The organism is Chryseolinea soli (genome assembly GCF_003589925.1).
GTDB lineage: Bacteria > Bacteroidota > Bacteroidia > Cytophagales > Cyclobacteriaceae > Chryseolinea > Chryseolinea soli.
On sequence record NZ_CP032382.1, the window covers coordinates 5,537,092 to 5,550,379 of the forward strand.

At 53.0% G+C, this 13,288-nt stretch carries 11 protein-coding genes; 9 read left to right on the plus strand and 2 right to left on the minus strand.

Going from position 1 to position 13,288, the window contains the following annotated elements:
• Positions 1-192: 192 nt before the first annotated feature.
• From D4L85_RS23415 to D4L85_RS23435, 5 genes are all read left to right on the plus strand, one after another.
• Positions 193-2,343: a TonB-dependent receptor gene (locus D4L85_RS23415; RefSeq protein WP_119756589.1), complete on the plus strand. Its 2,151-nt coding sequence runs from the start codon at positions 193-195 to the stop codon at positions 2,341-2,343.
• Between the two features lie 45 nt (positions 2,344-2,388).
• Positions 2,389-3,042, plus strand: coding sequence for a hypothetical protein (locus tag D4L85_RS23420; RefSeq protein WP_160143943.1), 654 nt, complete (start codon positions 2,389-2,391; stop codon positions 3,040-3,042).
• A gap of 187 nt (positions 3,043-3,229) precedes the next feature.
• Positions 3,230-3,637, plus strand: coding sequence for a hypothetical protein (locus D4L85_RS23425; protein ID WP_119756591.1), 408 nt, complete (start codon positions 3,230-3,232; stop codon positions 3,635-3,637).
• Between the two features lie 23 nt (positions 3,638-3,660).
• Entirely contained in the window at positions 3,661-4,677 is a 1,017-nt protein-coding gene (locus tag D4L85_RS23430; RefSeq protein WP_119756592.1) for a sensor histidine kinase, read from the plus strand.
• Positions 4,674-5,438 carry a LytR/AlgR family response regulator transcription factor gene (locus D4L85_RS23435; protein WP_119756593.1) on the plus strand — a complete coding sequence of 255 codons (765 nt, stop codon included), beginning with the start codon at positions 4,674-4,676 and terminating at the stop codon, positions 5,436-5,438. The genes D4L85_RS23430 and D4L85_RS23435 overlap by 4 nt, the downstream gene beginning before the upstream one ends.
• 239 nt (positions 5,439-5,677) lie before the next feature.
• Here the strand turns inward: D4L85_RS23435 and D4L85_RS23440 are convergent, their stop codons facing one another.
• Positions 5,678-6,088 carry a response regulator gene (locus D4L85_RS23440; RefSeq protein WP_119756594.1) on the minus strand — a complete coding sequence of 137 codons (411 nt, stop codon included), beginning with the start codon at positions 6,086-6,088 and terminating at the stop codon, positions 5,678-5,680.
• A gap of 140 nt (positions 6,089-6,228) precedes the next feature.
• On the opposite strand from D4L85_RS23440, the gene D4L85_RS23445 reads away from it, so the two are divergent.
• From D4L85_RS23445 to D4L85_RS23460, 4 genes are all read left to right on the plus strand, one after another.
• Positions 6,229-7,116, plus strand: a complete 888-nt coding sequence (locus D4L85_RS23445) for a hypothetical protein (RefSeq protein ID WP_119756595.1) — start codon at positions 6,229-6,231, stop codon at positions 7,114-7,116.
• A gap of 116 nt (positions 7,117-7,232) precedes the next feature.
• Positions 7,233-10,292, plus strand: a complete 3,060-nt coding sequence (locus D4L85_RS23450) for an ATP-binding cassette domain-containing protein (protein WP_119756596.1) — start codon at positions 7,233-7,235, stop codon at positions 10,290-10,292.
• 55 nt (positions 10,293-10,347) lie between these two features.
• A complete protein-coding gene (locus D4L85_RS23455) occupies positions 10,348-11,112 on the plus strand; it encodes a YdcF family protein (RefSeq protein WP_119756597.1) in 765 nt (254 codons plus the stop codon).
• A 55-nt stretch (positions 11,113-11,167) separates the two neighbouring features.
• Positions 11,168-11,608 (plus strand): rhodanese-like domain-containing protein, encoded by a 441-nt coding sequence (locus tag D4L85_RS23460; protein ID WP_228450596.1) that lies wholly within the window; start codon positions 11,168-11,170, stop codon positions 11,606-11,608.
• A gap of 119 nt (positions 11,609-11,727) precedes the next feature.
• Here the strand turns inward: D4L85_RS23460 and D4L85_RS23465 are convergent, their stop codons facing one another.
• Complete coding sequence (locus tag D4L85_RS23465) at positions 11,728-13,272, minus strand: SGNH/GDSL hydrolase family protein (protein WP_119756598.1); 1,545 nt, start codon at positions 13,270-13,272, stop codon at positions 11,728-11,730.
• Positions 13,273-13,288: the final 16 nt, after the last annotated feature.

Below are 13,288 nucleotides of genomic sequence, written 5' to 3' on the forward strand. Positions count from 1 at the left end.
ATTTCCCCGCGAGATTTCGGCACAGTCCTATGAAGTTTTAATGAACTAATTTGTCATCTCGCTAGTCTGCACACCGGTCCAGCCTTAGGGACGACACTTCATCCACCCCATACCACAGTTCGGTAACTCGCGTTCGCAAAACCTCTTCTTTGCATGAATCTTTGACGTGTAAGCCCTAAAAACAGGCAACGTATGAAGATACTTTTTACCCTTTGCTTTCTTTTTCCCCTGGCTGCCCTGGCGCAGACCACACTTTCCGGAAAGATCCTGGACGACAAAGGCGAGGGCATCCCCGGCGCCAACGTGGTGCTGGAGGGCACCTATGACGGCGGTACCACTGACGTGGAAGGCAAATTCCAGTTCACCACCACCGAGCAAGGGAAACACGTGTTGGTGGTTTCGTTCGTCGGTTACAAAGAATACCGGCAAGCAGTAGCCCTTGAGGGTAGCCCGATCGTTGTTGACACCCGGCTGGAAGAGACCATTAACGAACTGGAGGTCGTCACCATCAATGCCGGCGCTTTCACGGCCAGTGATGCCTCGCGCCGAACGGTGTTCAAAGCGCTGGACATTGCCACCACTGCCGGTGCCACGGCTGACATTGCGGGAGCGCTCAATACGCTGCCGGGCACGCAGAAAGTAGGGGAGAGCGGCCGTCTTTTTGTTCGCGGCGGCGATAGCAACGAGACACGCACGTTTATCGACGGCATGCTGGTGTTGGATGCCTATGGCCCGTCGGCGCCCAACACCCCTTCGCGTGGCAGGTTCCTGCCGTTTATGTTCAAAGGTGTGAGCTTTAGCACCGGGGGATATTCGGCTGAATACGGTCAGGCGCTCTCGTCCGTGTTGGCGCTGGATTCGAAAGACGAGGCCGCGATGACCCGCACGGATATCGGCATTCTTTCCGTGGGCGCGGATGTGGCGCATACGCAGGCCTGGGATGGTGGTTCTATGGCGGCCAAGGTGCAGTACACCAACATCCGTCCCTATTTCGGGTTGATCAATCAACGGATCGATTGGAAAACGGCGCCCGCTTCTATAGAAGGCATCGGCGCCTTCCGGCAGAAAGTCGGCAAACAGGGCATGGTGAAGGTGTATGGGAACTTCAATCATTCCGATTACTCCCTGTATAACCACGATATCAACGACTATAACCACCTCACGGTCTACGATCTGGTCAACAACTACCGATACCTGAACGGCTTCTACAAGACCGTGCTGAATGAAAAGTGGAACGTGCGCGGCGGCCTTTCCTATACGTCCATCGAAAACAACAATTGGACTGGGTTGGACCATACGGTGGAAACACAAAAGGGCGCCCACGCGAAAACGGTGTTCGAGGGCTCGCTGTCGGACAAGGCGGAATTGCGCACCGGGGTGGAAGTGATTCAAAGAAACTATGACCAGGTCAATGACCTGAATGCAGGGCAGGATTACACGTTGTCCTTCAACGAGGTGATCACCGCTGGCTTTGCCGAGATGGATCTGTACACCAGCAATGCGTTTGTGATGCAGGGTGGTTTGCGTTCAGAATACAATAGCCTGAATAAAAAAATCAGCATCGACCCCCGGCTGTCGTTGGCCTACAAGACGGGCAAAAGCAGCCAGATCCATTTTGCCTATGGCTCCTTTCGTCAAACGGCCAAGAACGAGTTGGTGCGGATCGATCACCAATTGGGAGCCGAAAAAGCCGAGCACTTTATTTTGAATTACCAGATCATGGAGAACAACCGGACGCTGCGTGTGCAAGGCTACTACAAACGCTATCGCGACCTGGTGAAATACGTGAACGGCGACCCCATGCAATTGGCCAACACGGGCGACGGCTATGCCAAAGGACTTGAGTTCTTTTGGAGAGACAACCGGACCGTGCGCAACCTCGACTATTGGGTATCCTATTCTTACCTCGACACGCAACGCGACTACCTGGATTCTCCCTACCGCGCCACCCCCAGCTTTGCATCCGCCCATAATTTCTCGGTGGTGACGAAATATTTCTTTACCGATGTCCGGACCCAACTCGGTCTCACGTATTCCTACACCTCGGGCCGCCCATACAACGACCCCAATGCCGATACATTCAACGGGGGTAAGACACCCTATTATTCCGACCTGAGCGTGAATGTGTCGTATCTGCCCAAGCCTTACATCATCGTCCACCTGTCGTGCACGAATGTGCTCGGTCGCGATAACATCTTCGGCTACGAGTACAGCACTTCGCCCGATGCGCAAGGGACTTTCAACAGCCGGCCTATACGCCAACCCGCGCCGCGCTTTTTGTTCCTGGGCATTTTCATTACGCTGTCAAAAGATAAAACCACCAATCAATTGCCTACACTATAAATCGATCTCTCTAAAAAAAAATCTTTCACCCAAAACAACAAAACTATGAAACTCGCTATGTTCACCTATCGCCTCCTCGTGTTGCTTACCCTCGTTCTTCCGGCCGCCGTTATGGCTGCCGATGACAAATACACGGAAACCATGCAGAAGAATATCAACATTGTCTACACCGCCACGGCACCCGCCGAGTTGCAAAATGCAGTGAATACGCTGGAACGCATTGGCGCGGCAGAGAAGTCGAAGTGGGAGCCATTCTACTACGCTTCTTTTGGTTATGTGATGATGGCCAACAAGGAAAGCGACGCATCCAAGAAAGACACGTACCTTGACCAGGCCACCGCCGCCTTGGCAAAAGCCCAGGCCTTGCGCCCGAATGATTCCGAGATCGTGGCCATGGAAGGATTCATCCACATGATCCGCATCAACGTTGATCCCGCCACGCGCGGCCAACAATATTCTGGCCTGGCCACGCAAAACTTCCGCAAAGCCGTAAGCCTGAATCCCGAAAACCCGCGCGCGTTGGCCCTGCTCGCCCAGATCCAATTCGGCACCGCCGCCTTCTTCGGCTCCCCCGCCACCGAAGCCTGCGCCACCAACACCCAGGCCCTCGAAAAATTCGAAACCTTCAAACCCGCCGACGCCCTAGCCCCCCGTTGGGGCAAAGGCATGGCGGAAAGCATGAAAGAAAAATGTAAATAGTACTACCGTAACCGGGAGTCTTGCATAACCCCAGGCTTTAGCCTGGGGTTCAGGCACCCACCCACACCCAGGCGCCGAGCACGCACTTGCTAGAAGTAAGATCGTTCATGACGCCGATATCACCGAACCCTGCTCGACGCACCGACGCCGGGATCATCCTTGAGAGTACACTAATTTTTTTACAACTATGACACCTGAAGCAAAACTCATGTCCGGCATCACCCTCCTCACCATTCCCTCCATCGAATACGGCGGCTACTTTCTGTTGACCGTGCTCTCCGGAAAATTCAAAGGTGCGGAGTTCACCGGTTTTCAAAAGTCCATGTTCCGCGCCGGCCACGCACACGCCGGTGTGATCGTCATCCTGTCGCTCGTCTGCCAGGTGCTGGCCGACGATGCAAACTTGTCCATCGTCTTGTTGTGGCTCGTCCGTGCCGGCGTTCCCACGGCGGCCTTGCTCATCAGTGGCGGCTTTTTCTTTTGTGCCCTCGACAAAGGAGCAACCCAGCCCAACGGGCTCATCAAACTTATTTACACCGGTATTTTTGTTTTGGCCGCTGCGCTTATTATTCTTGGTGTTGGATTGCTGCGCTAAGCCATCCTCCGAAACCGACCGGCATGAATTTCTTCACGTACCTCAAAGGACGTCTCATCGTGATTCCCTGGCTTCTCCTCGGCGGCCTGGTGATGACGTATTTCGAATGCCGCACCTGCCGCATTTCGCTGGAGACGTTCCTTGTCGTGTCTTCCTTCATTGTCACGTCGTGGTTCTTTATGTGGTTCGGTAACGAGTACCTCTCCGAATACCTCTCCGAGAAGATCGCGTGGATCAAGGCACCGGTGAAGCGCTTCCTGTGGGGCATCGTCGTTACGGTCGTCTATACGGTTGCCGCCATCACCGGGCTCATTTATTTTTTCGAGGCTGTCTACAACCGGAATTTTTCCTCTGTCGAAGACACACTTTTCACAACCCTCGCCATCACATTGATCATCAATCTGTTCATGACCGGCCGCTCGTTTCTCATCAACTGGCGAAAAACCATCGTGGAAGCGGAAAAATTTCAGAGAGAAAGTGCCGTCGCCAAATATGAAAGCCTGAAGAACCAGGTGAACCCCCACTTCCTTTTCAACTCTTTCAATGCACTGAGCAACCTGGTCTACGAAGACCCCGACAAAGCCGTGAAGTTCATCAAACAACTCTCGGATGTCTACCGCTATGTGCTCGACACGCGCGACAAGGAGGCCGTGAACCTTGAGGAAGAACACAAATTCCTGGAGGCCTACCTGTTTCTGCAACAGATCCGCTTTGGCGACAAGCTGAAACTGGACGTGCGGCTTGCCCACGTGAAAAGCATGGTGGCGCCGTTGGTGTTGCAGATGCTGGTGGAGAACGCTATCAAACACAACGAGATCTCGGAGGACAATCCGCTGACCATCCGCGTCTACGAGGATGCCGGCTACATCGTGGTGGAAAACAATCTACAAAAGAAGTCACTCACGCTGGAAGATTCTCCAGGCATCGGGTTGGACAACATTGTGAAGCGATACGCCTTTCTCAGCGACCGGAAGGTGGAGATCCAGCAACAAGATCGTTTCCTCGTAAAACTCCCCATCATTCCCGTCACCGCCGCATGAACATCCTCATCATCGAAGACGAGCCGCAAGCCGCCAAACGGCTGGAGACCCTGGTGAAAACCCTCGAACCGGGGGCTACCGTGCTGCGCAAGATCGACACCGTAAAAAACGCTGTGGCCTGGATAAAAAGCAACCCGGCGCCCGACCTCATCTTCATGGACATCCAACTGGCCGATGGCATCAGCTTCCAGGTATTTGAGCAATGCGAGGTGCTTTCCCCTGTCATCTTCACCACGGCCTATGACGAATATGCGCTGAAGGCCTTCAAGGTAAACAGCATCGACTATATCCTGAAGCCCGTTGACCAGGAGGAATTGTCGGCGGCGTTGACAAAATTCCGGCGCCTCGTAAAAGCGGAGGCCGCGCCCCAGCATGCCGTGCTGGACAACATCGGGAAGGCGATTGCCATGCTGACAAAGAAATATAAAACCCGCTTTGTCATGAAAGTGGGCGAGCATTTGAAGTCGGTGGAGGTGGAGGATATCTTGTTTTTTTTAAGCCTGGAGAAGACCACGTTTTGTCACAGTCGCGATGGGCGGAAAAACATCCTGGACTACACGCTGGATCAGGTGGAGGGGCTGGTGGATCCGGAGCGTTTTTTTCGGATCAACCGGAAGTATATTGTGAGTGCGGACGCTATACAGGATATGATTCATTATACGAATAGCCGGTTGAGGTTGGTGTTGAAGAACTCGGATGATCCGGAGGTGATTGTGGCGAGGGAGAGGGTGCAGGAGTTTAAGGACTGGTTGGATCGGTAGGGTTTGGTAAGGGAGAGATGTTGTTGGTGGGACACCAACAACGGTGTTGGTTGGATGTGGCGTGGTATGGAAAATGTTTTAGGTGATGGGTACTAACGATGGCGTTGATTGGGGTGCGGGATGGAAATGTCTGTTGGTGGGACATCTAGAACGGTATCTGATGGCGTTGATCACGTGCCATGCTGCCGGTTGATTTTCCGGTTAGGCGGTTGGGCTGGGGTGGGCACACCCAGGCTGCGTTAATTTTTGTTGATGAGTTTTTTTAGTTCTTCGATGTCGGATTGTTTCAGGGGCTTGGTGATGAATTGGATCACGTTGGTGTAGGAGAATGCCTGGTCGCGGTCTTTCATGCTGTTGGAGCTGGTGAGGACGACGATCTTGGACTTGACCTTGATTTTTTCGGGGAGTTCCTTGAAGGTCTTCAGAAAAGAAAATCCATCGATTTCGGGCATGTTCAAATCAAGGAAAATGATGTCGGGGGCGGCTTCGCCGTTGATGTTCTTTAGCCATGACAAGGCTTCCTCGGCAGATCTGTAAAGGAATAGCTCAGAAGAGAAATTATAGACTTCCAGAAACCGACGCTGTATGAACAGATCTATGTCACTGTCGTCAATCAACACTGTTTTATCTACAAGAGTTGGCTTGGGCATAACACTTTTTCAAAGGTGCATTATTAAACTTAGTAAAAAGTACGCAAAAGGGGAAAAAATCATTTAAAATTATAAAACGCGGGTTTTAAAGCTTTGAAAAATGTAGTAAAATTGAAACTCTAAACACCTAAGCATTAACCATGAAATTCAAACACCTCCTTTATTTCTCTTTTAGCGCCCTGATAGCCACGGGTTTGGCTTCATGTGGAAAGTCTTCCAGCGAAAAAGATCAGAACTCTTCCGATTTCAAAGCAGCCGAAGACAGTTTGTCGAAACGAATCGAAGAAGTTGTCTATAATATCCCTTCGCCCACCGAAATTCCCTATTTACTCCAGAATACGGGCGCAGAATTCAACGAGAGTCTCATCAACGCCCGTACGAAAGTTGACCAATATGCCACCCGCACCGACAAGGCAGCCCTGAACCTCGGTGTATATGCCGCCGACATCGGCTACCTGAGCTCGTATGACAAAACCCAGGAAGCCATCGACTACCTCAATTCAGCCAAAACCCTGGCCGATAACATGGGGGTGATCGGTACTTTCGATGCGGACGTGCTGAAGCAGCTTGAGGCCAATATCTCCAACAAAGATTCCCTGACCAAGATCCTCGACGCGACCATGAAGAAAACGGAAGATTTCCTGAAGGACGACAACCGCACCAAGCTGTCGGCCCTGGTCATCACCGGAAGCTTTATCGAAGGTCTTTACATTTCCACAGGCCTTGTGAAATCGTATCCCAAAGACCTCAAGGAAAGCGAACGTAACATTGTGTTAACGGACCTGATGCGCGTTATCCTGCAACAAAAGAAATCGGTTTCCGAATTGCTGAAAATGCTTAGCGCAACAGAACAAACCGAATCGGTAACACCTATCGTAGCCGACCTGAAGTCCCTGGAAACTGCCTACACGGCCCTCAACATCGAAGAACAGATCAAGAACAATAAAGGAAGCCTGGTGCTTAGCGATAAGAACCTGATCGACATCACCAACATCGTCGACAAAATCCGCAAAGGCATCACCGAGTAATTTCAAACGTCTGAAAGGAAAGCAAGGGACTGGTTCAAACGCCAGTCCCTTATTTTTTTTCAGCCCATACCGGATACGGCATCTTTAATTATCTTTAGGAACAGACATCCATTTTTATGAGCGAACAGTTACTCAAAGCCATTCTCCGTTTGTTTGCAGTAGTGGCCCGGGAAGACGACGTTACCCAGCAGGAGCGTGACCAGATCCGCCGTTTCCTCGACGAGCACTTAAGCCGCACATCCGTAGAGTCCTACCTGAAACTTTTCGACGAATACATCCACGGCCTTCCACCCCGAACCGGCGAACTCACCGAGGAGTTGGCCAGCGTGGAGAATCTCTGCCGCGAAGTGAACGCACAGCTCACCCAAAAACAAAAGGTGGTCATCGTGCTGGAACTCATCAACATCATCCAGGCCGACGGCAACATCTCGCCCCGCGAAGAAGCCCTGCTGAACGCCATCGGCGAAAACTTTAAAATTCCCACCGCCGACATCGAGGCCATCAAGATCTTTATCCGCGGCCAAAATGCAAAAGCGTTGGACAACGATCATATCCTCATCGTAGACGCGTCGCCTGCCGGGCAAATACATAAAGCCCATCACCTGGAACGCGCGCACCTCAACGGCTTCGTTGCTGTGCTGCACGTTGCCCAGGCAGAGCTGTATTTCATCAAATACCTGGGGGGAACTGATGTGTACCTCAACGGTGTGCCCGTCAAGTCGGGTAGGATTGGGGTGCTCGCTGTGGGCAGCATGTTGCGCTGGGAAAAGGATGAGCCCGTCTACTATGGGGACATTCTGAACCGCTTCAAGAAATTTGGGAGCTATCCCCGCCTTTCCTTCGAAGGCCGCAACATCAGCTTCAAATTCAAGAACGGCAAGCTCGGGTTGCGCGAGGTGAGCCTGGCCGAAGAATCGGGCAACCTCATTGCCCTCATGGGTGGCAGCGGCGCCGGCAAATCCACGCTCCTGCACGTGCTCAACGGCTCCGACGGCCCCTCGCAAGGCCAGGTGCTCATCAACGGCATCGACATACACAAAGAACCCAAGAAAATTGAAGGAGTGATTGGATTCGTGCCGCAGGACGACCTGCTGATCGAAGACCTCACCGTATACCAAAACCTGTATTTCGCCGCCAAACTGTGTTTCAGCGACAAGCCGGAAACCGAGATCGACACCCTCGTCATGAAAGTGCTGGAAGACCTCGGCCTGGCCGAAACAAAAGACCTGAAGGTGGGCTCGCCCTTGCGCAAGACCATCAGCGGCGGCCAGCGCAAACGCCTCAACATCGGGCTGGAGCTGCTGCGAGAACCGGCGGTACTTTTCTGTGACGAGCCCACCAGCGGCCTATCGTCGCGCGATTCCGAAAACATCATCGACCTGCTCAAAGAGCTTTCGCTGAAAGGCAAGCTGGTGTTCGCGGTGATCCACCAGCCCTCGTCCGACATCTTCAAAATGTTCGACAAGCTTTTGATCCTCGACTCGGGCGGCTACCAGATCTATTATGGCAACCCCGTGGACTCGATCGTCTATTTCAAGAAAAGCATCAACCTGGTGAACAGCGACGAAGGGGAATGTCACGAATGCGGGAATGTGAACCCCGAGCAGATCTTCAACATCATCGAAACGAAAGTGATCAACGAGTACGGTCACTTCACCAACGAGCGCAAGATCTCGGCCGAACAGTGGAACACCATCTTCAAAAACAACTACCGGCCCTTCTCGGTGGAGACCAGCAAGGAAGTGCCGCATTCCACGCTAAACATTCCCACCCGGTTCAAACAGGCGCACCTGTTTTCGATGCGCGACATCCAGGCGAAGATCCACAACCGGCAGTACATGATCATCAACCTGCTGGAAGCCCCCGTGCTGGCCTTTATCCTGGCCTTCATCGTGCGCTATTACAACGTGGACGATAAATTGCTGACGGGTTACTCGTTTGGCAAGAACCTGAACCTGCCGGCCTATCTTTTCATGAGTGTGATCGTGGCCCTGTTCATGGGCCTGACCGTGAGCGCGGAGGAGATCATCCGCGATCGCAAAATATTGAAACGCGAAGCTTTCCTGCACCTGAGCCGCAGCAGCTATATTCTCTCGAAGATCTCCATACTTTTCATCCTGTCGGCCATCCAAACCCTGGCCTTTGTGGCCGTGGGGAATTATATCCTGGAAATCAAGGGCATGTTCTTTCACCATTGGTTCATCCTGTTTTCGGCGGCGTGCTTTGCCAACCTGTTGGGATTGAATATATCGTCGGCCTTTAACTCGGCGGTGACCATTTATATTTTGATCCCCTTGTTGCTGATTCCGCAACTCATCCTAAGCGGCGTGGTGGTGAAGTTCGACAAGCTGAATCCATCCATCGGCAACTCGGCTACGGTGCCGCTGGTGGGCGATCTCATGGCGTCGCGGTGGGCGTTTGAAGCGGCTATGGTCTCGCAATTCAAAGACAACCGCTATGAGCGGGAGTTTTATGTGTACGACAAAGTGATGGCCGACGCCGACTATCAAAAGGTATACTTCATTCCCGAGATCGAAACAAAGCTCCAGTATTGCCTCAATAATTTCAGATCCACCGACGCCGAAGTGAAGGCCCGGGTAACCACCGACCTGGAACTCATCCGGCGGGAGGTGTCGGAGACCCTCGAGGACACCGGACAAAAACTGGATGCCCTGGCCCGCCTGACACCAACCCAGTTCGACTCCGTCACCTATGCATCGGTGACGGGCTACCTGGAGCATTTGAAAAAGTATTACGTGAACCGCTACAATTCGGCGGACCAGTCGAAGGAGAAGAAATTGTATGATCTCACCAACACCCCCGAAAAGCAGGAAGCGTTCAACGCGTACCGCGAAGCCTACCACAACGAGGCGATCATGGAGTTGGTGAAAAACCTGCAGGAAACCCACCGCATCGTGGAGATGGATGGCAAGCTGATCCAGAAGATCTATCCCATCTACAAAGACCCGGACCCCGAACACGCCATCGACTTCAACGCGCAGTTCTACATGCCGGCCAAACATTTCATGAGCCGGAATATCGACACGTTCTATTTCAACACGGGCGTGATCTGGTCCATGTCGCTGGTACTGGCCCTGATGCTGTATTTCGATGTGCTGCGACGGATCATTGACGGCATCGGCAACCTGTCGAATCCTTTGTACCGGAAGAAATAAACACGTTACTTTCGTGAACAGGAGTCCACTTTTTTCATACTAGCGACAAACGACTATGTTCTTCATTCTTTCCAAGACCTTGAGTTACCTGGCCATGCCGTTCACCGTGATTTGTGTGCTGCTGGCCCTGTCGGTGATCCTCAAGCCTGCCAAGTGGCGAAAGCGCTGCTTTTGGTCGGGGTTCGGAATGCTGCTGTTCTTTTCCAACGGTTTTATTTCCAACGCGGTGATGCACTGGTGGGAGATCCCAACTGTAGCCTATAAGGACATGCGACCCCACCAACTGGGCATTGTGCTCACAGGGTCCACGCTTCCTTTCCTCAAACCCGAGGACCGCGTTTATTTCCAACGCGGCGCCGATCGCGTCACGCACACCGTACAATTGTATTCCCTGGGATTGGTCAAGAAAATACTCATCAGCGGTGGCAGCGGCATGCTGCTGCACGAAGAAGAGCCCGAGGCGAACAAGTTTCGCAAGGCCATGATCCTGATGGGCGTGGCCCCGGAAGATATCTATATCGAAAACGAGACCCGCAACACTTACGAGTCGGCCGTGGCCGTAAAGCCGATGCTGGACTCGCTGCACTATGAAGCAAAGGATTGTCTGCTCATCACTTCGGCATTTCACATGCGCCGTTCGCTGGCCTGCTATCGCAAAGCGGGCGTGGAGCTGGAGCCCTTCTCCACCGACTTCTATGCGCACCCCAGCATTTGGGGATTTGAAAACATCTTTCCCCAATTGGATTCCATCATGATCTGGAACAAGCTGGCTAAGGAATGGGTCGGGATGGCGGCGTATAAACTGGCCGGCTATATCTAGCGGCGCAACGGAATTATTTCTGACGAAAATGCATTCATTTTAAAAGAACCAAACTATGAGTATGAACCTAACAACCCTCCTGATCCTATTGTCCTTAACGGGCTGCTCGCCCGATAAGAAGGAAGCAAAGACCGAGACAGAAACCGCTGTAGCGACGCCGCAATCCAGGGCGGTGAACGATGTGCTGGAACCTGCCGACTTCAAACAGAAACTGGCCGCCAATACAGGCGCTGTACTACTCGATGTGCGCACGCCCGAAGAGGTCGCCGAGGGGGCTCTTCCCGGGGCGGTGAACATCAATTTTAACGCACCTGATTTTAAGGAAAAGATCGCCGCACTGGATAAGACAAAACCTTATTTTGTTTATTGTAAAGTGGGTGGCCGGAGCGGCAAGGCGGCAACGTTAATGAATGAAAGTGGTTTTCAAGAAGTCCATAATCTCAAAGGGGGTTATGATGCGTGGGTAGGGCAGGGGTTGGCAGTGGAGAAGAAGTAAATTTTCACCGCAAAAGGCGCGGAGGACGCGGACGCAATGAGAACGCAGAGAAAATACAAAAGTCAGCGCGTGAGCGCTGACTTTCTTTTTTATAGGTTCAGGTTTAGGTTAAGTTCTATCTACTGTACGGGCAACTCGTTGCCGGCAAAGTTGTTGGGGTTGCAGAGGGGGATGCCGGATTTGAATTTTGCATTGATGGCGGTGATGAAGGCGTTGGCCAGGTAGCCGTTGCCGCGCGCGTTCGGGTAAACGCCATCAAGTCCGAAACCTCCAAACGGAGGGGAGATGGATGCGGTGATGGTGGCTCCGTTGACCCTGGCGCCATTTGTTTTCAGCGAAGCCAGGATGGCGTTGGCGTCCACGAACGCAAGCCGGTCAGCATGGGCATCCACCGCTGTTTTGATGATGCCGTTGAAGGCGCTGATGCTGGCTTGGATCTGGGTGATCTCTTGCGGGATTAGGATTAGGTCGTCGCCCTTCAAAGCTTGGGCGTTGGCACTGCTGGTGTTGGTGAGCGGGGCCGACACACCGTTCACACCGTTGGCGCCCAGATTAGCACCGATATAAGATCCTGCGGTCAGGCAGACATAATCCCGTTTGGTGGGGTCGATAGCATCAAATTTCGTTTGTCTCGCAATGGCATAGGGTTTCAAACCTGCGTACGGGCCGGCCATATAGGGTTCGAGATTGGTCAGGGTCTCGTCGTTGATCAGGATGGGGTTGTTGCCCGCGATGTAGGTCAGTTTTCGGTAGGCGGCTTCATCGGCTGTGATAATCTGGTTGGCGACCATCGCGTCCAGAAAGGCATTATAGTTTACGGCCAATTGCGACGTGAGATACGCGGCCGTAGCGGCATCGAGTGGAATGGGGTTATAGGCCACCGTGCTAAAGAACGGCAGGCTGGTAACGTCGGGGATATTGGCCACAACGCCCTTTGCGTTGGCTGAGGCGGAAAGCATTGTATTGAGGGCCGTGTTATAGCGAGTGTTAAAATCATCGTTCGTGGTCAACGGCACGGCCGCTGATGCACCGGCGGTGGCATAGCCCAACACGTCGTCGTTGCCCAGCCAGAAAGTCAGGAACGTACCGCCATTGCCAAACGCCTTGGCTGCGTCACCAATGATTGTGGACACACTAGGAATTGACGCGATGCGGCCATAGTAGGGATTGTAGGCGGGATTCTGCGGAACAGCCGGGCCGCCAGTTTGAGGGATCAGGGAAAGGAGCAACGTGGTGGCCGGCACGGCAAAGTTGTTCAGGTTGGCCGAACCGCTGTAGGGCGCCAGGGCCTTGCCGCCATCACCCGGTTTTGGTGTTGGGCCGGGAGAACCTGTCGTGGGATTGATCTTGAGATAAAGTCGTCCGGCCGTGCAATTGGCCGCAGGGTTGTAGCAGCCGTTCTCCGACGCTACATCCGGCTGTGTAAACGTTCCCCCGCCCACAGCCTGCATCTGTTGGGCCAAGATCCTAACGAAGGAGGCGTCTTGTCCAGCCGTATACAACGCGCCGTTCATAAAGCCGGTAGACAGGCCGCTGCCCACGGAAATCATCTTGGTGAAGTCTGCCTCACCCGCTGTGGGCTCGGCGGTTTCGGGGAAATCGTATGTACAAGCACCCGCCATCATGCCGAAGGCCAGGGCGAAATATTTTCTGCTGTTTCTCATAGCTTAAACCGGTTGG

Bases quoted from the DNA above. Each gene is read 5' to 3' on its own strand.
- D4L85_RS23415 (WP_119756589.1), top strand. From the start codon at position 193: ATGAAGATACTTTTTACCCTTTGCTTTCTTTTTCCCCTGGCTGCCCTG.
- D4L85_RS23420 (WP_160143943.1), top strand. From the start codon at position 2,389: ATGAAACTCGCTATGTTCACCTATCGCCTCCTCGTGTTGCTTACCCTC.
- D4L85_RS23425 (WP_119756591.1), top strand. From the start codon at position 3,230: ATGACACCTGAAGCAAAACTCATGTCCGGCATCACCCTCCTCACCATT.
- D4L85_RS23430 (WP_119756592.1), top strand. From the start codon at position 3,661: ATGAATTTCTTCACGTACCTCAAAGGACGTCTCATCGTGATTCCCTGG.
- D4L85_RS23435 (WP_119756593.1), top strand. From the start codon at position 4,674: ATGAACATCCTCATCATCGAAGACGAGCCGCAAGCCGCCAAACGGCTG.
- D4L85_RS23440 (WP_119756594.1), bottom strand. From the start codon at position 6,088: ATGCCCAAGCCAACTCTTGTAGATAAAACAGTGTTGATTGACGACAGT.
- D4L85_RS23445 (WP_119756595.1), top strand. From the start codon at position 6,229: ATGAAATTCAAACACCTCCTTTATTTCTCTTTTAGCGCCCTGATAGCC.
- D4L85_RS23450 (WP_119756596.1), top strand. From the start codon at position 7,233: ATGAGCGAACAGTTACTCAAAGCCATTCTCCGTTTGTTTGCAGTAGTG.
- D4L85_RS23455 (WP_119756597.1), top strand. From the start codon at position 10,348: ATGTTCTTCATTCTTTCCAAGACCTTGAGTTACCTGGCCATGCCGTTC.
- D4L85_RS23460 (WP_228450596.1), top strand. From the start codon at position 11,168: ATGAGTATGAACCTAACAACCCTCCTGATCCTATTGTCCTTAACGGGC.
- D4L85_RS23465 (WP_119756598.1), bottom strand. From the start codon at position 13,272: ATGAGAAACAGCAGAAAATATTTCGCCCTGGCCTTCGGCATGATGGCG.